Raw genomic sequence first — 20134 nt, 5'->3', positions numbered from 1 at the left:
GCATTTTAAATGACTCGCTTTTTTGTTTTTTATAGCAGACTTCACGTATAATCAGGCTATTCAAACTTAGGAATTTAACACTATGAATGTTGGTATTATTGGCGCCATGGAGCCAGAAGTTAAAATTTTGCGCGAAGCGATGCAAAATCCACAGGTTTTAACCAAAGCAGGCTTTACGTTTTATACTGGTGAGCTTGCTGGTAATACTGTTACTTTAGTGCAATCAGGCATTGGTAAAGTTGCTTCAACTATTGCAACCACTTTACTTATCGATAACTTTAAGCCTGATTGTGTTATTAACACAGGCTCTGCCGGTGGCTTCGACCCTTCGCTTAACGTTGGCGATGTAGTGATTTCATCAGAAGTTCGTCATCACGATGTAGATGTAACAGCGTTTGGTTACGAAATTGGCCAAGTACCACAAATGCCTGCAGGTTTTTCAGCACACCCTAAGCTAGTAGAAGCCGCCGAGCAAACAATTGCACAAATCAGCGAAGTAAAAACGCTTGTTGGTTTAATTTGTACTGGTGACTCATTTATGTGTGACCCTGTTCGTATTGAAAAAACACGCAATGACTTCCCTACAATGCTAGCAGTAGAAATGGAAGGTGCGTCAATTGCACAAACGTGTTTTGCACTTAACACACCATTTGTTGTTATTCGCTCAATGTCTGATATTGCTGGCAAAGAGTCGCCGCAATCATTTGAAGAATACTTAGAAACTGCCTCTATTAATTCATCAAAAATGGTTGTGGCATTACTAGAAAAGTTAACGGCGGTTACGCTGTAAATGCTCAATAATATTGTTCAAAATCATTTGGACTTTATTATATTTATTTGTGCGCTCCTAGCTGAGCGCTTTTTACCTTTAGTTAGCTGGTATCACCCTAATCATATACTTTCTGCCATTTTTAACGCAATTGGCCAGCGTGTTTATAAAAAAACAGACAGCAAACAATATCATTATTTAGCCGCTTTATTAGCAAGCACACTTGTTCTAACTGTGATTATGATTATTGTGGTTTTACTGCTGGAGTTTGCCTTTTACCCTGAACTACTATCCGGTCTTATTTTATACTTGTGCCTAGAAAGTAGTAGCATAAATAAAAAAGCGATACGTATTGCGAAATTGACCAAAAAAATCAAAAATCAACTGCTCGAGAATTATTAAAACCACTAGTAGCCCGAGAAGTTAAGGCACTTTCAAACCCAGGGATTATTAAAGCGGTTATGGAAAGTGTCATATTAAGAACAGCACGTCATTATTTTGTAGTTATTTTCATTTTTTTACTATTGGGCCCCATTGCTACCCTCGCCTACCGCTTGCTTACCTTAATCCAACAAGCGTGGCGCACTGATATAGCTCCCGACAGCTCTTTTTTGACGCCGCTTAAACTGATTCTTTTTATTATTGAATACATTCCCATTCGGTTACTCGCGCTGACAATAGCTTCACTTAAAGCCAGTAAAAAAAGCATGCATTATATTAAGCATTATGGCCGACATTTTTATCAAAAAAATACAGGTTGGTTACTCAGTGTGTGCTCTGCATCTTTAGCTGTGCAACTTGGTGGGCCTGCTATTTATATTGAGCAGCGTTTCAATAAAATGCGGGTCGGTGTAGAGCGCTTGCCAAGTGCTGATGATGTGCCAAAGCTGCTCAACACCCTAAATCAAGCCCGTTTTTTTGGCTACTAATTATTATTAGCATTGAAATTATTAGGGCTGTTTAATCAGTTATAAAAAAACCAGCCGAAGCTGGTTTTTATACTTTTTGAAGTTTTAAGCTACGGTAATATTTGCAAACTTACGTTTGCCTACTTGGTAAATAGCGGTTGTTCCTTTTGCTACTTCTAGTTTAGTGTCGGTAATTTTTTCTTCACCGTTAAGCTTTACTGCGCCTTGCTTGATCATACGCATAGCTTCTGAAGTGCTCGCTACTAAGCCAGCTTCTTTTAGTAAGTTAGCAATTAAAATAGTGTCTTCATCAATATTAACTGTCAGCTCTGGAATTTCATCAGGCAATGCTTTTTTCTGAAAGCGCTGAATAAAGTCATCATGAGCAGCTTGCGCATCGGCTTCACTATGGAAACGTGCAATTAACTCTTTTGCTAATTCAATTTTAATATCGCGAGGGTTAGTGCCTTGCTCTACACGCTGTTTTTGCGCTGCAATTTGCTCAATAGAAAGACTACTTAGCAAGTCATAGTAACGCCACATTAGTACATCACTAATTGACATGATTTTACCAAACATGTCGCTAGGCGTATCAGTAATACCTATGTAGTTTCCTAGTGACTTTGACATTTTCTGAACGCCATCAGTCCCTTCAAGTAAAGGCATCATTAGTACGGTTTGTGGTTTTTGACCTTCATCTTTTTGCAGCTCACGACCCATTAATAGGTTAAAGCGTTGATCAGTACCACCTAGCTCAACATCAGACTCAAGTGCGACTGAATCCCAGCCCTGCACTAGTGGGTATAAAAATTCATGGATTGCGATAGATTGACCGCCAGCATAGCGCTTTTTAAAGTCATCACGCTCAAGCATGCGTGCCACAGTTTGGCGAGCTGCTAATTTTATCATTCCAGCCGCGCCCAATGTCTCCATCCACGTAGAGTTAAGAGCGACGGTTGTTTTAGCTGGGTCTAAAATTTTGAAAACCTGTTCTTTATAGGTTTCAGCATTAGCAAGCACATCATCACGCGTCAGCGGCTTACGGGTAACATTTTTGCCCGTTGGATCGCCTATCATACCGGTGAAGTCACCAATTAAGAAAATAACCTCATGACCTAAATCTTGAAAGGTTTTCATTTTATTAATTAGTACAGTGTGACCTAGGTGCAAATCTGGAGCCGTAGGATCGAAACCAGCTTTAATTTTTAGCTTTTTCCCCGACTTTAATTTTTCAACTAACTCATCTTCAATTAATATCTCTTCTGCACCGCGTTTTATCTCTGCTAGAGCGGTTTGTAAATCCACTGTGTGTTACTCCAAAAAATTCTGACAACGAAGGGGTGTAATATGCTCACGATTTATTGCTAGCGCGTTATAACAAAGCAAATAAAACTATTTAGCTAACATAACAAATTTCCACTTAATTAGAACAACTTTTTTAACTAATCGCAGCATCAACTATAATGCAGGGCGTACGTTCTAAAAAGGGATATAAACGAGCGATTAATAATACACTAGAAGTGTTTATAACAAACCAAAAAACAGTTTGTAAATTAATCACTTCTCGCAATTAAATCGTTTTAAAAGCTAATTTAACATTACGATGAAAAAGCAAAGTATCCAAGAATATAAAATAGTGCTGTTATTCAACTTTACACACAAACAGCCTGAATACCCTATGATTTTAGCTTAATTTAACGCGAGTTTAAATCTACAAAATACTAGTATTCATAGATTATTCGTTATATCCTGCAATATAATCTATTTATTATCTTGACAGCAGAAAAAGGCACGTTATGGTCCACGTGGTTAACACGCTCCCCAAAAAACACAAAATGCTTATTCTAGGTTTGGTTTCTGCTATTGTTGCCTTAGCCTTTTTACCTTCTGAAAAAGCCACTGCATCCAAAGACAATAGCGAGAACACGCTAGAGATTGGTAAGCGTTACGAATTACAAATAAAAGTAGGTGAAAACGAAAAACTCACTGACTTAAATTCAGAGCAAGCAGCACAAAAGCTTCCAGAATATGATTTTGTCGATCACCTTGTTAAAAACGGTGACAATTTAGCGATCATTTTTAAGCGCGCTGGTTTTTCTGCGCAAACGCTTTACAAACTGGTTAATACCAATGCTGAAACACGTAAACTTACCAAAATTCACCCAGGTGAAACACTAAGCTTTGCTACTGCAAAAGATGGCTCATTGGCTCAGTTACGTTATGTTATTTCTAAAACAGATACCTTATTTGTAACCCTAAATGATGAAGGCCAATACGATACTTCAATTGACAGCAAAGAAATAGAAACACTGAGTAAAACCGCCGGTGGTGAAATTTCTAGCAGTTTTTGGACGTCAGCGATTGCTGCTGGTTTAAGTGAGCGCCAAATAATGAACTTCGCCGATATATTTGGTTGGGACGTGGATTTTGCAAATGACATCCGTAAAGGTGATGAATTTGGCTTAATTTATGAGTCTCATTTTGTTGACGGTGAATTTATTGGCACCGGCAAGATCATTGCAGCTGAATTTATAAACCAAGGTGAACGTTACACAGCAATTCGACACACAGACGGTAATTTTTATACGCCTGAAGGGCGCAGTATGAAAAAAGCCTTCTTACGTGCACCGGTAAACTTTAAATATATTAGCTCAAGTTTTAATCCTCGCCGCTTACACCCTGTTACAGGACAAGTAAAAGCACACCGAGGTATTGACTACGCTGCGCGTACAGGCACGCCTGTTGTATCATCAGGTAATGGTAAAGTCATTAAAGCGGGTTACAGTAAATATAACGGTAATTACGTATTTATAAGCCATGGTACACAGTATGTTACTAAGTACTTACACCTTAATAAACGTCTAGTTAGAACAGGGCAAAAAATTAAACAAGGTGAAAAAATTGGTACTGTAGGCTCAACAGGTCGAGTAACTGGGGCGCATTTACATTATGAGTTTTTGGTTAACGGTGTTCACCGCAACCCTAAAACTGTAAAACTACCTAAATCTGAGCCATTACCACGCTCAGAACTTGCTAAGTTTAAGCCTATTGCTGATAACTTTATTGCACAACTTGAGCGTAATCGTGAACTTCAGTTGGCACTTAAATAAAGAGTTTTAGTAATTAAATAAAAAAGCCTTTGCAGGGTAACCGGCAAAGGCTTTTTTGTATGTAATGATTATACCAACCAGCATAGAGACTCGGACATTTTCACGAATTCCCCCTTATATCTAAGCAGCTCGGTACTAAATTTCAGAGTTAATTTACGAGCACATAAATAAGCTGCACAACCAAAGAGATCATCACCAGTGGCCAAATATATTTACTATATTTAGTAGCACTCTCAAGCCCCATTTTACTTTGGTATTTTTCCAGTAACGGAATAATGATCACCAAAGCAATTACCAAGCTAATTAAAATAACAAATATATTCATATCATCACCCTACACCAGGTTATGGTAAAGCGCAGCCTTTCGCGCTGATATATAGCTCGTACCAATGCTCACGACTTAAGTTAACATTAACCGCATCACAGGATGCTTTTATACGCTCTATATTCGTGGTGCCAATAATTGGTTGAATTGATGCTGGGTGGCGCAGCAGCCATGCTAATACAATCGCTTCTGCTGTTGTACCATAGAGTATGGCAAGCTTACTGACTAAAATGCTGGTATTAATATCTGCAGGCGAGGCCTTTGATAAATCACCACCAGAGTATAAGCCTTGGCATAAACTGCCCCAACTTTGAATCTGAATTTCATGCTCACGGCAATATTCAATATTGCCTGGGGTAAAGTTAATATCCTTGCCATCGGCATTACCTACATAAACACCTTCATCAACCCATTGATGCTTTTGTAAACTCGCTTCGATTTGATTTGCCACAATCGGCATATCTAAAGCGCGTTGCAAAAACCGTATTTGATATTGCGACATATTAGACACCGCAAAATGACGCACTTTGCCACTTTCTTTTAAACAACTAAATACTTGTGCAACTTCCTCTACTTCCATTAAGGGATCTGGGCGATGCAGCATAAGTATATCTAAATATTCAGTATTTAATCGCTTTAATGAGCCCTCTACCGAGCGCTCAATCCAATCAGCTGAAAAGTCATAACGTTGTGGGTTTTTATCATCAGCAAAGCGAATACCACACTTAGACTGAATATACATTTGTTTTCTAAGTTCAGGACGCTCGGCCAGAGCTTGACCAAAAACATGCTCGGCTTTGCCTAAAGTATAAATATCAGCATGATCGAAAAAATTAATTCCGCCTTCAATAGCGGCATCTATGCATGAATGAGTTTGTTGCAAATGCGCACTGGTAATCGCATCTTTATCCCATGCGCCTCCCAACCCCATACAGCCGAAAACAAGTTTGCTTACATTCGGGAGATATTTTGCCAGTGGAGTGTGTAACATTTTGACAGCCCTTTAAAAAATGAAGAGTGATTACTTTAAACAAAAAACCCTATACAAGAAACCGCTTAAGTCAAAACAGTGAATTTTATGCAAAAAAAAGCGCAGTAAACTGCGCTAATAGGTTGAGTCTAAATTATATTTAACCCACAAGAGCGAGTAAAATACCTGCCGCAACAGCACTACCAAGCACCCCTGCAACATTAGGCCCCATGGCATGCATTAATAAGAAGTTATGCGGGTTATTTTCAAGCCCAACCTTATTAACAACACGTGCTGCCATAGGCACAGCGGATACACCCGCAGCACCAATTAATGGGTTTATGGGGGTTTTTGATATCTTATTTAAGCCTTTAGCCATAAATACACCTGAGGCTGTACCAATAGCAAACGCCAGTGCACCCAGTACCAAAATACCAATAGTTTCTACTGTTAAGAACTGCTCGGCAGCAAGTTTAGAGCCCACTGCAAGTCCTAGAAATATAGTGGTGATATTAATGATTTCGTTTTGCGCACTGTTGCTGAGCCTATCAACTACACCCGACTCACGCATTAAGTTACCTAAACAGAACATACCAACCAGCGGAATTGCCGCAGGTAAGAATATAGCAGTTAAGGTAAGCACCATCAGTGGGAAAATAATTTTTTCCTTTTTAGATACTTTACGCAGTTCTGGCATTTGAATTTTGCGTTCTTCAGGCGTTGTAAACGCACGCATGATAGGTGGCTGAATAATAGGAACCAACGCCATGTACGAATACGCAGCCACGGCTATTGCGCCCAGTAAATCAGGGGCCAGCTTTGACGCTAAAAAGATAGCGGTTGGCCCATCTGCACCACCAATAATCGCAATTGCAGAAGCATCTTGTAAGCTAAATTCAAATCCCGGAATAAAGTTAAGTAAAATAGCGCCAAATAACGTCGCAAAAATACCAAACTGCGCTGCCGCACCTAATAGCAACATACGCGGGTTGGCAATCAAGGCACTAAAATCAGTTAATGCCCCCACTCCCATAAATATTAATAGCGGAAAAATACCGGTATCAATACCAACATAATAAACATAGTAAAGTAAGCCACCTGGATCTGATAAACCAGCTACAGGAATATTAGTTAAAATAGCTCCGAAACCAATGGGCAGTAGCAATAACGGCTCAAAGTTTTTGGCAATTGCTAAAAATAATAGCAAACAACCAACGGCAATCATGATCAGCCCAGGAAATGTAAAGTTAGCAATGCCTGTGGCATGCCAGAGGTTTAAAATACCATCCATCCTCTATTTACTCCTTAAGCTAGTGCAATCATTGCATCGCCGGTTGATACTGAATCGCCCTCAGAAACAAGCACCTCAGCAATCGTTCCGGTATGCATGGCGCGTACTTCGGTTTCCATTTTCATGGCTTCCATAATAATTACCACATCACCCTCATTGACTACCTGACCGGGTTTTACTTTAATTTTAAAAATATTACCGGCCAGTGGTGCATTAAGAGTTTCACCCGAGGCAACCGATGCTGACTGTGGAATATGCTCTGAGTCTTTTAACGTAACCTCTTTAAGCTCACCACCTTGAGCAACCACAACATCATATACTTTACCATCTACTTTAACGCTGTATTGCTCTGCCTTAACGCCTTTATTGTTTGCCGCTGATTTTTCAGGTGCTTTATTGGCGTTATCATCAGCGCTAGGAACAGGCTCAAATGCATCAGGGTTATTACGGTTTTTAATAAACTTCAAACCAATCTGCGGGAATAACGCATAGGTAAGTACATCATCAATTTGCTCATCAGCTAAAGTTAGCCCTTGCTCCTGCGCATGCTTGCTTAATTCAGCCTCGAGCGTTTCAAGTTCAGGTTTAATAATATCGGCTGGGCGACAGGTAATTGCCTCACTACCATCAAGCACGCGCTCTTGTAACTCTTTATTCATTGGTGCAGGTGTTGAACCATACTCACCTTTTAATACACCAGCGGTTTCTTTGGTGATAGTTTTATAACGCTCACCAGTGAGCACATTTAATACCGCTTGAGTACCAACAATTTGTGAGGTAGGTGTAACCAGTGGAATAAAACCTAAATCTTCACGTACTCGAGGAATCTCAAGTAGTACTTCATTTAATTTATCAGCAGCACCTTGCTCTTTAAGCTGATTTTCCATGTTAGTTAACATGCCACCTGGCACTTGGGCTAATAAAATACGACCATCTACACCTTTTAAACTACCTTCAAATGCAGCGTACTTTTTACGCACATCTCTAAAGTAAGCGGCAATTTCTTCTAGGTGGTTTAAATCAAGCCCGGTATCACGCTCGGTTCCTTCCACAATTGCAGTAATTGTTTCAGTTGCTGAATGGCCATAAGTCATGCTCATAGATGATACAGCGGTGTCGAGCATATCAATGCCGGCATCAATCGCTTTTTGATAAGTAGCGGTGCTTAAGCCCGTTGTTGCATGACATTGCATAGCAATAGGAATGGAAACTGTTTCTTTCAACGCTTTAATAAGCTCTTCTGCATCATATGGTTTAAGCAATCCCGCCATATCTTTAATACAAATTGAATGACAACCTAATTCTTCAAGCTGCTTTGCAAGCGTTAACCAGATATCTAATGTATGTACCGGGCTTACTGTGTAAGAAATTGTACCTTGCGCATGTGCCCCTACTTTAACCGCCGCCTTTATCGCTGTTTCCAAGTTACGTACATCATTCATGGCATCAAAAATACGAAATACATCTACGCCATTTTTGTGTGCACGCTCAACAAACTTTTCAACCACATCATCAGCATAATGGCGATACCCTAATAGGTTTTGCCCGCGAAGTAACATTTGCTGTGGTGTATTTGGCATCGCCTTTTTAAGCGCGCGAATACGCTCCCATGGATCTTCGCCTAAATAACGAATGCATGAATCAAAGGTAGCCCCACCCCAAGATTCTATGGACCAATAACCTGCGTCATCAATTTTTTTTGCAATAGGTAACATGTCGTCTAATCGCATGCGGGTAGCTAAAAGCGACTGATGTGCGTCACGAAGTACGAGTTCTGTTATTTTTAATTTAGCCATTAGTATGCTCCTCTAATTATTATTTGTTTTGTACTGAGCAATGGCAGCACTAATTGCAGCGATGTGCTCATTTGGCACACCTTGAGATTTAAAAGATGGCGTTCTCTGTGATACTTCTGGTTCTGGCTGAGAAAACTTGCTAGCCAGCTTAGACATGAGTGTCACTGCACCAATCAATAAAGAAAGAAATACAAACACACCCACCATGCCTGTTAGCATTAAATTGCCTGCAGTTGTGAGTAAAGCCCCTATATCCATAATTCTCCCCTGTTTAAAACCAAACACATAAAAAATCGGTTTATTTAAATAACTATTCACCAATAGTAACAAAAATTATTCTTTTGTCTACACGTTGTAAATTGGTAAAACCAATTAATATAAAAGTAACATATCACCAATAAGGTTAACACCACCTAAAATAGCTTATTTAACCCAGATATATAGATGCTAAAAATGTTCGTTATAAACAAAGAATATATAAAAACACTAATACTTTGTAAAAACACATATAAAACAAACCTATTGTGCTAACCCACTAATAACCTTCAAAACAAATGTTAATTGGTCTTACCAAAGTAAAGAGCAACAACTATTTATTATCTCACCGCACACAACTGTGAATAAGTTACCGATAAGATCGTAAAAATTACCAACTCAATATAAAGCCAATCGCAAAAAATTGAAGTAAACAATTGATTTAAAACAAAATAAAATACTGGCACATTACTCGCTTATATAAAAACAACACTTTAACACTTAGATAAATCAAGGAGATGACAATGTTACGCTGGACAATTACATTTTTGGTGATCGCACTAATCGCAGCCGTTTTAGGATTTGGTGGTATTGCAGGAGCCGCAGCAGGAATTGCTAAGATCATATTTTTTATCTTTTTAGTTTTACTGGTTATTTCACTTGTCTCTGGCGCTTTACGTGGTAAAAGCCCCAGGTAGATAAGAAACAACGAACTCTCTTTTTAAATTTATATACAAGGAATTACATTATGAAATCATCAACACTTAAAGCTGCAGCTATTGGTCTATTCGCAAGTGCATTTATTATGGGTTGTGAAGACAATCATGCAGAAGAAGCCGGTGAGCGTATTGACGAAGCCGTGACAGATGTTCAAAACAAGGTAGAAGATACCTGTGAAGAAGTAAAAGAAGGCGTTAATGCCGAAGAGACTAATTGCTAATATTATTTATTTAGCTAAGAAACGACCTACGGGTCGTTTTTTTATGCCTAAAATATAAATAGTTTCTAGTCATTTCCCCTTTAAGCTGCGCATTAAGCTAAAATAATAAAAAATAGCTTTTAAGTGCAAACACATGGTCTTTACAACAACTTATAAACTCGATAAACCTTATTTTTATGAATGCTTTGACCAATCGCTGCCTTATAGTAAGCGTGCACAACCTAAATACTTTTTATTGGCGCTACTTGTGGTTTTAGGGTTATTTGGCATTTATGGTTTAGGCGATCATTACCTTGGTACATTCTTGCTTATGTTAGCTTTACTTGAGTGCATTGCTTTTTATTATCGCCGCCCTTGGTGGGTAACAAGGCAAATGCTTAGCAGAGCGTCAGGCTCTGAAGTAACCCTTACCTTCGACGAGGACGGAATAAAATCAACCAATCATTACAAAAATTACCAGTTAGCTTGGCAGGACATTAATGAAGTAATTACTACAGATTGCGGCCTATTGTTAAAAAGTAAAAGCGGTATGCAGTACATTTCCAAGGCAATGCTCAACGAAGAAACCATTGATTTTATTAACAAAAAAGCCACTCAGTGAGTGGCTTTTATAAATGTCATAGTTTTTAACTAACACATTTTATATTATCTTGATTAAGCATTGCCCGGATTAGGGTTAGACTTTTCAGCTTGTATGCGCATGTAAATTTCTTCACGATGAACTGATACGTCTTTAGGTGCGTTAACACCGATACGAACTTGATTTCCTTTAACACCCAGAACAGTAACGGTTACTTCGTCACCAATCATAAGGGTCTCGCCTACTCTACGAGTTAGTATTAGCATTCTCTTGCTCCCATGTTCCAATAAAATTATAAGATTCCGCAACACATTTTAATTAAAATTAGACTAAAAAGTAAGTAAAAACTCTCAATCTATTCATTTTCTGTTAAAAATGTCTTATGTAATGCACGAACAGCCAGTTCAAGGTATTTCTCATCGATTAAAACTGAAATTTTTATCTCTGAGGTCGAAACAAACATCACATCAATATTCTCTTGTGCTAACGAATCAAAAAATAAACTCGCCACCCCAGAATGAGATTTCATCCCCATACCCACAGCTGACACTTTCGCCACATTAGTTAATCCGTCAATTGCCTGTGCGTCAAATTGCTGTTGCTCAGCCGTTAACAAATCAAGTGCGTTTAAATAATCATTTAAATGCACAGTAAAAGCATAGTCGACTTTTTCAACTTTATGATTAATTTGATTAATCATATCTATTTCGATGCCATTATCTGCAAAAAGTTTCAAAATTTTTGCAAGCGCTTTAGTGCCTTGCGGTACTCCATGTACCTTAATCAAACACTCGTCTCGATTAAATGCAATACCCGACACAACGTTACTCGCCACATCGCTCTCCTCAAAACTAATTAATGTACCTTCATCAGGTTTAAAGCTAGATAACACTCTTAATGGTACATTGTGCTTACCAGCCGACTCTACAGAGCGAATATGTAGCACTTTAGCACCTAAACTAGCCAGCTCAAGCATTTCGGCAAAGGTAACATGACTTAAACGTCTTGCATTAGGTTCAATACGAGGATCTGTTGTATATACGCCATCAACATCGGTATAGATCTGACATTCATCGGCTTTTATTGCACCCGCTATTTCAACCGCAGAGGTATCGGTGCCACCACGCCCAAGCGTAGTCACATTGCCCTCAATATCGCGGCCCTGAAAGCCGGCAATAATAGCAATACGGTTATGTTCAAGTTCATGTTTTAAACGTGTTGCAGCCACGTCTTCTACACGGGCTTTGCCGAACATGTTATCGGTTAATATATTCACCTGATCGGCTAACAAGCTAACCGCAGAATGGCCGCGTTTAATAATCGCCATTGCTAATAAAGCAATAGAGACTTGTTCACCAGTACTGAGCAATACATCGAGTTCACGACTACTCGGGCGAGAGTCGATTTGTTTGGCAAGATTAATTAAGCGATTGGTTTCTCCCGACATTGCCGAAAGCACCACCACCACTTGGTGGCCTTGTTGCTTAGTTTTAACAACAAGGTCGGCGACCGCTTCAATACGCTCTATTGAGCCTACCGAAGTGCCGCCAAATTTTTGAACTATAAGTGCCACTTAAGCTTAAGTACGCTCAGTTAACCAAGCTGTTACGCTATCAAGTGCTGCAGTTAAGTTTTGTGGCTCAGAACCACCCGCTTGCGCCATATCTGGACGACCGCCGCCTTTACCACCTACTTGGCCTGCCATGTGGTTAACTAACTCACCCGCTTTTACTTTACCGGTTAAGTCTTTAGTTACACCCGCAATTAGGCTTACTTTATCACCGCTGGCAACACCTAAAGCAATAACGCCTGAGCCAATCTTATTTTTAAGGTCATCAACCATGCCACGAAGCGCTTTTGATTCAGTTCCTTCAACGTTGGCAATTAGTAGTTTAACCCCATTAATTTCAACCACTGAATCAAGTAACGATGCACCTGCCGCACTGGCTAGTTTATCGTTAAGTTGGGCAACTTGCTTTTCAAGTCCTTTCGACTTTTCAAGTAAGGCAGTTACTTTTTCAAGTACTGACGCACTGTCACCTTTTACAAGCGCTGCAACATCTGCTAATTGCTGTTCTTGTTCATTAACATACGCGATTGCTTCTGCACCGGTTACCGCTTCAATACGACGAACACCGGCAGCAATACCGCTTTCAGATACTATTTTGAATAAACCAATGTCGCCTGCACGCTCTACGTGTGTACCACCACAAAGCTCAATTGAGTAATCACCTATGGTTACTACACGTACTTCGTCATCGTACTTTTCGCCAAACAATGCCATAGCACCTTTTGCTTTAGCATCATCAATTGCCATTAGCTCAGTGTTAAGTGCAAAGTTACGACGAATTTCGTCATTTACTACACGTTCAATTTCGCGCAGTTCTTGTTTGGTCACGGCTTCAAAATGTGAGAAGTCAAAACGCAGGCGATCTGGCTGCACAAGTGAGCCTTTTTGCGATACGTGCTCACCTAGAAGCTGACGTAATGCTTCATGTAAAATGTGCGTAGCTGTGTGATTTTTCTTAATGCTTTCACGACGCGCATCGTCAATGGTCGCATCCACTTTATCGTTAACGCCAATGCGCCCTTGAACTGTTCCATGATGAGCAAAAGCATTGCCCAATTTAGTGGTATTCGTTACTTTAAACTCACCACCGGCAACAGTAATTGTTCCGCTATCACCAATTTGGCCGCCTGATTCAGCGTAAAACGGAGTACGGTCTAAAACAATAATACCTTGCTGACCATCTTCTAATAACGATACAGATTCGCCACCGGCAAAAATCTCAACCACAGTGCCACGGTAATGATTGCTATCGTAGCCTTTAAAATCAGTGTGCTTATCTGATTTTAATTGCTCATTATAATCTGCACCAAATTTGCCCGCTTGCTGTGCTGTTTTACGTTGCACTGCCATACATGCTTCAAAACCTTGATGGTCAATGGTCATTTGGCGTTCACGCGCTACATCGGCTGTTAAATCGGCAGGGAAACCATAGGTATCGTAAAGTTTAAATACTAAGTCACCTGGGATCACATCCCCGGTTAAATCACTCAAGCTTTCTTCTAAAATAGCTAAACCACGCTCAAGCGTTTTACCAAACTGCTCTTCTTCAATACGCAGTACTTTTTCAATAATTTCTTGCTGCTTAGCAAGTTCTGGATACGCCTGACCCATTTGCTCAATAAGCGCTGCTACCAACTTGTAGAAAAACGCGCCTTTAGCACCCAATTTATTACCATGGCGAACTGCACGACGAATAATACGACGTAACACATAACCACGGCCTTCATTTGATGGCATAACCCCATCTGAAATTAAAAACGCACACGAACGAATATGATCCGCCACCACGCGAAGCGATTTATCATCCATATCTTGTGCATTAGTAACGCTTGCAGCGGCGGCAATTAAGCCTTGGAATAAATCGATTTCGTAGTTTGAATGCACACCTTGTAAAATAGCTGAAATACGCTCAAGGCCCATACCAGTATCAACAGATTGCTTAGGAAGTGGCTCCATAGTCCCGTCGCTTTGACGGTTGTATTGCATAAATACTAAGTTCCAAATTTCAATGAAACGGTCGCCATCTTCTTCAGGAGTGCCCGGAGGACCACCCCAAATGTGCTCACCGTGATCATAAAATATTTCAGAACATGGACCACAAGGGCCGGTATCACCCATAGACCAAAAATTATCGCTCGTTGCAATACGAATAATACGATCTTCAGGTAAACCTATATCGTTAGCCCAGTAGCCAAAGGCTTCTTCGTCATCGTGGTAAATAGTTACTAAAAGCTTTTCTTTTGGTAGTTTTACAACTTCAGTTAAAAACTCCCACGCAAATTTAATTGCATCTTGCTTAAAGTAATCACCAAAGCTGAAATTACCTAGCATTTCGAAAAAGGTATGGTGACGTGCTGTGTAACCAACATTTTCTAAATCGTTGTGTTTACCACCAGCGCGTACACAACGCTGAGAGCTCGTTGCGCGAGTATAAGGGCGGCTTTCAGCGCCTAAAAATACATCTTTAAATTGTACCATACCGGCATTATTAAATAACAACGTGGCATCGTTACCCGGTATAAGCGAACTAGAAGGAACAACTTGGTGTTGTTTGCTGGCAAAAAAGTCTAAAAACTGTTGCCTAATTTGTGCGGTAGTCATGTGCTGCATGTGAAAGTCTCACCTGTATTTACTGTGCTTGCATTGCAAAATTTATTTGATCGTAGCTAAAACCTCGATACATTAAGTAGCGCACGCGCTTAGCTTTTTCTTTGTACTCGAGGTTTGCCGGTGTCGTTGAATATTTTTTGTTGTACGCTTCCTGCGCGAGCTCAAACCAATCTATTTCCAGCTCATCAACCACTGTTTCAAGCAGTGCTCTATCAATCCCTTTACTCATGGCTTCACTTTGAATTCGCTTTAAGCCATGGCATTTAAATATGTGTTTTCTTACAAACCCTTCACAGTAACGCTGCTCGTTAATAAAGTTGTGCTTTTCACACCAATCAAGCAGGTTTTCTATGAATTCATCGGTTGCTTCTCTTTGCTGTAACTTTTGAGTTAACTCTCGGCGCGAATACTCTTGCCTTCCTAGTAACCAAAGCACATAGTTTTTTAACTTTTGTTTTAACGTATCATCCATTAAGCGTCAAAGCGCCCGCTTTGCTCGCTACTTAAAGGCTTAATGTTACTGTCATCACTTGGTGGCACAACGGGCATAAAAATAGCCTGATAAGATACAAAGAAACTAATGTAGCAAATTGGCATTAAAATCAACAGCGGTAGTAGCGATAAGAACATCGACACCACCATTAATAATGCGCAAATAATACCATAAACACTCAATGGTAAAATATTATAATAAAACACCATAAACGAACTTTTTAAGGCGTTTAAAATACGTTGCTCTTTATTAAAGTAAACCAGCGGTACTGCGTAGGCAAACGAAGTAAAGTAGATTGAGAGCGCAATTAAAAACAATGCCACATTAGCAAACGAAATACTCTCAAGCATTTGACTAACGGCGGTGTTTGGATCTAGGTCTGGCTGCGTCATAACCGCCATTGCATCAGCAAATAAACCATTGGCGAGCAAGGCAATTAAAATCCCCGCTCCCATTTGATAAAGCGCTAAGCGAAATAAGCCTAAGCGATTTCCTTTGGCTGAAAAGGGCTTCAAAATGTCGGCTAACATAATTTTTCCGCCTTGCTGCTTGGTAAGCACGGCCTGATAAAAGCCTGCAGTTAAAAATGGTGTAGCCAATGCTGCGGCTATTTGTAATACCGGCAAAAATAACGACAATAAGCCAACAATGCCAATAAACAAATGCATAAAAATAAAAGTTAATGGTTGAGTTTTGAAAATTAGCCAACCTGCTTTAAGCCACTTTAATGCTGCATCCGCTTTAAAAATTCGTAATTGTGTAGACATACTTGCTCTTAATTAAAACAAAACACGCCGAGTATAACTCGGCGTTGGCTGGTATTACATAGGTGGTGGCGATAAATGCCGTTAATATTAGGGTCTGCTGCCCTTTACGGATTAAAATTTGTTCAAACTAGGGGCGATTTAATCGCGGCGCGAGGTTTGTAACCTAGTGGGCTAAGTCAAAACCGAGCAAAGCTTCCGCGTCCTGCTCACGCCCCTTACCTACATCCATGTAGGCAACAAAGAGTAAATCGCCCCTAGGCAGAACCCTTCGGGCAGCGCCTGTTTGGCATTGATGCTGCGTTATCGCCTATTTATGGGGAATAACCACACCACATAGGCTCTGCCTTGCCTAAATACCAAACAGACTGCTGAAAATTCAACCTTGAAAGGTCAACAGACCCTAAGGTTTTTTAATTTTCTTAATATCTAGCATGTGAGAGCCATGCTTAATCTTTGTCTCTAAATACGCCTTGTTACCGGCAAGTCCTGCTTTGATGTGTGCATGAGTGCCCACAACAGAGTCGACCTCTATACCTGCATCTTTTAATGCGTTGAGCTTTTTAGGGTTATTGGTCATTAACTTAACGTGCTTTAAATTAAGCGCATTGAGCATTAATACTGCATCCGAAAAATCGCGTAAGTCATCAGCAAAACCTAAATGGTTGTTAGCCTCGTAAGTATTCATACCTTGTGATTGCAGTACATACGCATCAATTTTATTATATAAACCAATACCACGCCCTTCTTGGCGTAAATAAAGTAAAATACCGCCCTGCTCATGCATCATTTCAATACACTCGTTTAACTGCTCACCACAGTCACAACGTGACGAGTGAAATACATCACCAGTTAAACATTCAGAGTGCATGCGAATAAGCGGAACACCTTGCTCGGTATCGGCGTTATTAAACACCATAGCAATATGCTCTTGGCCATCTTTCAAGTCAGTAAATGACACTATTTCTGCAGGGATATCACTGTTTTTGCCAACATTAAGCTGGACTCTTGCTCTTACTTGCGCCACGACAAATCCAAATATTTAAATAACTACGACACGACAATAAAGTGATAATATCACAAAACAAGATAAATACACCGTAGTACAAGACTGTTTATGGCAAATATATGGCGACGACAGCGGCTGTTTTCAATATGTAAGCATAAATATATTAGTAACGCGTATTGACCTTAATTTACCTAAAATAATGACAAATACACAAAGGTTTGCTAATTTGCCACCGACAAATAATAAGGACCATTATGAAACTCAATAAATGTGTATTACTGATAGGTTTAAGTTTATCAGTACTGTGTTCCACCTCACAGGCAGAGCAAGTAACTACCTCTCAAGTAGAATTTAACAATGCTTATCAAAGTTACCTGGATGCGGTTAAAGCTGCAGAAAATGTACAACAAACTGCCGAGCGTGCTTATACATTAGGTAAATCTGTTTACGGTGATAATTCAGATAACACCGCAAACTTAGCTATTAACTATGCAAAATCAATTAATGGCTATGGCAAAAAATGGATTGAAAAGCGTTTTTCACTTTACCAGCAAGCCTATACTATTTCTGTTAACAACCATGGTAAAAAATCGTTAGAAACCGTTGATTCTTTAGTTGGTATGGCTAATTTTGCGCCCTCAGCTCAAAAAGCGGATTATTATTTAGATCAAGTGATTGCAATAGCAAACACGCAAAACAAACCTAAATTTTTGGCTGACATGAAATTAGAAGCGGCAACCATATTAGCCAATAAATTCGGCTACGAAAAATACCATGAAGCTAAAAACTACTTAGAAGAGGCCGATGAGTACTATCAAGCTAACTTACCTGAAAACTCGGTTGAACGAATAAAAGCTGACTTTTTAATGGCGTCGTTTGCTGAGGGTAGAAAAAGATACACTCAAGCAATTGAACGACTTAATCGCGTAGTAAAGGTATTTGATGAAAACTTAAATTACGATCACACCGCCGAGCTTACCGCACATTCAAGATTAATTGGCTTGTATGAAAAACAAGGCAAAAGTGATGAAGCCACTAAACACTGTATCGCGATAGCTAAAATGGTGCCGTGGAAAGAAAGCCAAGAGCAAACACCACTATACCGCGTTGAACCTAAATACCCTAAAAACAAAGCGCGATTTAGTAAAGATGGCAGCGTAGTTATGGAGTTTGAAGTAAATGAATCTGGCTTTGTAAAAAATCTGCAAGTACTTAGCTCTGAGGGTGGCTTGGCCTTTGAAAAGTCGGCAGTAGAAGCATTGGAGCAATGGCGCTATGCCCCTAAATTTGAAAATGGAAAAGCGGTTGCAGCAACTTCTAAAGTACAGCTCGATTTTAAAGTAAAACGTTAACTAATTATAACAAGGCGCGATGAGCGCCTTTTTGTTTATTAACCTGAACTCTCACTATGATTACTTTAACTTAGCTAAAATGTTATCGCTGGCGGCCTCTATTAAATCGAGTACCTTTTCAAAGCCATCATCACCACCATAGTAAGGATCGGGGATCGCACTTTGTGTTTGCTCGCCATACTCTAAAAACAACGCAAGCTTGTACTGCAAATGTTCAGGGCAACGTGCGGTTAAATCCGACAGGTTTTGTATATCGGCCGCTAAAATAAGATCAAACTCGCTAAAATCACTACTGCGTACCTTACGCGAAAAAATACCTTTAAAACTATAACCCCTTTTTTCGCCAGCTTGCATTGAGCGTTTATCAGGAGGATTACCTTCGTGGTGCCCAATAGTCCCTGCCGAGTCCACTAGTAGATCAATGCCTAACTTTTTAGCACGCGCTTTTAATACTGCCTCTGCGGTAGGTGAACGGCATATATTACCCAAACACACTATTAATACTCTTTTCACTTATGACTCCCAAGCTTTTGCAAAAAATCAGTAATAAACGTTATTTTAATGAGGCTAATAGTTTTTGCTAGCCTTCCAGTTGCTTAAGCACTAAACATACGCGTTTTTCATACGTAAGGAAAAAGCAGAAGGCCTGAGAGAGGGTTATAATTTTTGCAATCCCTATAACTTAAAACTGCTTTAAAATTGCATCATCGTAGTCGTCAGCATTCAATGTTAAATTGAACTTGGCAGCAACGCTATCTAACTCGGCTTGTTTAATCGCTAAATCATCCATAGTGATGGTGTTATCGTCAAGCAACCATAATAATCGTGAGCCTGCATAACTATATTGAATCGCTAATAATGCATCGGGATTACCTTCTCGTCCCGCCGCTTTTAGCTTAGTCATTTTACGAGTGATTTTATTAAGCGCTTTTTTAAGCTCCCATACATACACCACCTCAGTCATAAAGGGATTTGTTCGGTATTTATTTAACAGCCAACCTATGCCAATACTCGTAACAATAACGCCTAATAAATTCCAATGAAAATGACTACCACTTTCATCGGGAAATAATGCAATAAGCGTTTGTGAAATTGCTAAACTGCCCACAGCTAAACCTACTGCACAGCCAACGATTACGCGGTTTAAATGTTTACGATAACGAGCTTTATCTATTTGAATAAGTTGCATAGTTGCCTAAAAGTAAAAAACTAAAAAATACACAGCCCCATTGTAGCTAAACCCATCACAGAGTTTCGACTATTTTTAATAAAAATACTCGTAGTTTTTGATTTAGCGCCTGTTTTATACTGCTTTACAACATAAAACCAACCAACGATTTTATTTGCACCCACTTATTAGGCATAGGATAGTAAGCAATAAATACGACTCAG

Annotated in this window: 20 protein-coding genes and 1 pseudogene; 7 read left to right on the top strand and 14 right to left on the bottom strand. The window is 39.6% G+C overall.

Going from position 1 to position 20134, the window contains the following annotated elements:
• Positions 1-82 precede the first annotated feature (82 nt).
• Together mtnN and AB8618_RS02545 are read left to right on the top strand one after the other, a co-directional pair.
• On the top strand, positions 83-790 hold the full coding sequence (gene mtnN / locus AB8618_RS02550; RefSeq protein WP_413401289.1) for a 5'-methylthioadenosine/S-adenosylhomocysteine nucleosidase: 708 nt from the start codon (positions 83-85) through the stop codon (positions 788-790).
• Positions 791-1733: pseudogene (locus AB8618_RS02545) on the top strand (cobalamin biosynthesis protein CobD/CbiB). It begins immediately after the preceding gene.
• Between the two features lie 49 nt (positions 1734-1782).
• Here the strand turns inward: AB8618_RS02545 and tyrS are convergent.
• A complete protein-coding gene (tyrS, locus tag AB8618_RS02540; RefSeq protein ID WP_413401287.1) occupies positions 1783-2982 on the bottom strand; it encodes a tyrosine--tRNA ligase in 1200 nt (399 codons plus the stop codon).
• 491 nt (positions 2983-3473) lie between these two features.
• Between tyrS and AB8618_RS02535 the strand changes: the two genes are divergently transcribed.
• Complete coding sequence (locus AB8618_RS02535) at positions 3474-4787, top strand: peptidoglycan DD-metalloendopeptidase family protein (RefSeq protein WP_138604936.1); 1314 nt, start codon at positions 3474-3476, stop codon at positions 4785-4787.
• 148 nt (positions 4788-4935) lie between these two features.
• Here the strand turns inward: AB8618_RS02535 and AB8618_RS02530 are convergent, their stop codons facing one another.
• From AB8618_RS02530 to AB8618_RS02510, 5 genes are all read right to left on the bottom strand, one after another.
• Complete coding sequence (locus AB8618_RS02530) at positions 4936-5112, bottom strand: hypothetical protein (protein ID WP_010390817.1); 177 nt, start codon at positions 5110-5112, stop codon at positions 4936-4938.
• 19 nt (positions 5113-5131) lie between these two features.
• On the bottom strand, positions 5132-6103 hold the full coding sequence (locus AB8618_RS02525; protein WP_413401286.1) for an aldo/keto reductase: 972 nt from the start codon (positions 6101-6103) through the stop codon (positions 5132-5134).
• Positions 6104-6242: 139 nt separating this feature from the next.
• Positions 6243-7373 carry a sodium ion-translocating decarboxylase subunit beta gene (locus AB8618_RS02520; RefSeq protein ID WP_008115142.1) on the bottom strand — a complete coding sequence of 377 codons (1131 nt, stop codon included), beginning with the start codon at positions 7371-7373 and terminating at the stop codon, positions 6243-6245.
• A 14-nt stretch (positions 7374-7387) separates the two neighbouring features.
• Positions 7388-9169, bottom strand: a complete 1782-nt coding sequence (gene oadA, locus AB8618_RS02515; RefSeq protein ID WP_413401285.1) for a sodium-extruding oxaloacetate decarboxylase subunit alpha — start codon at positions 9167-9169, stop codon at positions 7388-7390.
• A 12-nt stretch (positions 9170-9181) separates the two neighbouring features.
• A complete protein-coding gene (locus AB8618_RS02510; protein ID WP_413401284.1) occupies positions 9182-9427 on the bottom strand; it encodes an OadG family protein in 246 nt (81 codons plus the stop codon).
• Positions 9428-9948: 521 nt separating this feature from the next.
• Here AB8618_RS02510 and AB8618_RS02505 point away from each other — a divergent pair.
• The 3 genes from AB8618_RS02505 (at position 9949) to AB8618_RS02495 (ending at position 10965) form a co-directional block, all read left to right on the top strand.
• Complete coding sequence (locus AB8618_RS02505; RefSeq protein ID WP_002961939.1) at positions 9949-10122, top strand: DUF1328 domain-containing protein; 174 nt, start codon at positions 9949-9951, stop codon at positions 10120-10122.
• Positions 10123-10172: 50 nt separating this feature from the next.
• Positions 10173-10364: a hypothetical protein gene (locus AB8618_RS02500; RefSeq protein WP_008115136.1), complete on the top strand. Its 192-nt coding sequence runs from the start codon at positions 10173-10175 to the stop codon at positions 10362-10364.
• Positions 10365-10497: 133 nt separating this feature from the next.
• Positions 10498-10965 carry a YcxB family protein gene (locus AB8618_RS02495; protein ID WP_413401283.1) on the top strand — a complete coding sequence of 156 codons (468 nt, stop codon included), beginning with the start codon at positions 10498-10500 and terminating at the stop codon, positions 10963-10965.
• A gap of 53 nt (positions 10966-11018) precedes the next feature.
• Here the strand turns inward: AB8618_RS02495 and csrA are convergent, their stop codons facing one another.
• The 6 genes from csrA to AB8618_RS02465 all read right to left on the bottom strand — a co-directional run bounded on the left by csrA (position 11019) and on the right by AB8618_RS02465 (position 17408).
• Positions 11019-11210 (bottom strand): carbon storage regulator CsrA, encoded by a 192-nt coding sequence (gene csrA, locus AB8618_RS02490; RefSeq protein ID WP_004587515.1) that lies wholly within the window; start codon positions 11208-11210, stop codon positions 11019-11021.
• Positions 11211-11299: 89 nt separating this feature from the next.
• Positions 11300-12517 carry an aspartate kinase gene (locus AB8618_RS02485; protein ID WP_055013358.1) on the bottom strand — a complete coding sequence of 406 codons (1218 nt, stop codon included), beginning with the start codon at positions 12515-12517 and terminating at the stop codon, positions 11300-11302.
• Between the two features lie 6 nt (positions 12518-12523).
• On the bottom strand, positions 12524-15124 hold the full coding sequence (gene alaS, locus AB8618_RS02480; protein WP_413401282.1) for an alanine--tRNA ligase: 2601 nt from the start codon (positions 15122-15124) through the stop codon (positions 12524-12526).
• A 19-nt stretch (positions 15125-15143) separates the two neighbouring features.
• Entirely contained in the window at positions 15144-15596 is a 453-nt protein-coding gene (locus AB8618_RS02475; protein ID WP_138604929.1) for a regulatory protein RecX, read from the bottom strand.
• On the bottom strand, positions 15596-16384 hold the full coding sequence (locus AB8618_RS02470; protein ID WP_413401281.1) for a BPSS1780 family membrane protein: 789 nt from the start codon (positions 16382-16384) through the stop codon (positions 15596-15598). The genes AB8618_RS02475 and AB8618_RS02470 overlap by 1 nt, the downstream gene beginning before the upstream one ends.
• Positions 16385-16784: 400 nt before the next feature.
• The gene (locus AB8618_RS02465; RefSeq protein ID WP_413401280.1) at positions 16785-17408 is read right to left on the bottom strand and encodes a GTP cyclohydrolase II; all 624 of its coding nucleotides are present in this window, start codon (positions 17406-17408) and stop codon (positions 16785-16787) included.
• Between the two features lie 236 nt (positions 17409-17644).
• Between AB8618_RS02465 and AB8618_RS02460 the strand changes: the two genes are divergently transcribed.
• Entirely contained in the window at positions 17645-18742 is a 1098-nt protein-coding gene (locus tag AB8618_RS02460; protein WP_409424711.1) for a TonB family protein, read from the top strand.
• Between the two features lie 60 nt (positions 18743-18802).
• Here the strand turns inward: AB8618_RS02460 and AB8618_RS02455 are convergent, their stop codons facing one another.
• Together AB8618_RS02455 and AB8618_RS02450 are read right to left on the bottom strand one after the other, a co-directional pair.
• Positions 18803-19255 carry a low molecular weight protein-tyrosine-phosphatase gene (locus tag AB8618_RS02455; RefSeq protein WP_413401279.1) on the bottom strand — a complete coding sequence of 151 codons (453 nt, stop codon included), beginning with the start codon at positions 19253-19255 and terminating at the stop codon, positions 18803-18805.
• A gap of 169 nt (positions 19256-19424) precedes the next feature.
• Positions 19425-19931, bottom strand: coding sequence for a DUF3087 domain-containing protein (locus tag AB8618_RS02450; RefSeq protein ID WP_413401278.1), 507 nt, complete (start codon positions 19929-19931; stop codon positions 19425-19427).
• Positions 19932-20134: the final 203 nt, after the last annotated feature.

It is taken from the genome of Pseudoalteromonas sp. RW-H-Ap-1, from assembly GCF_048318575.1.
Classification (GTDB): Bacteria; Pseudomonadota; Gammaproteobacteria; order Enterobacterales; family Alteromonadaceae; genus Pseudoalteromonas.
The sequence above is the reverse complement of the archived record's forward strand: the minus strand, read 5'-3'. Positions and strand labels throughout refer to the sequence as shown.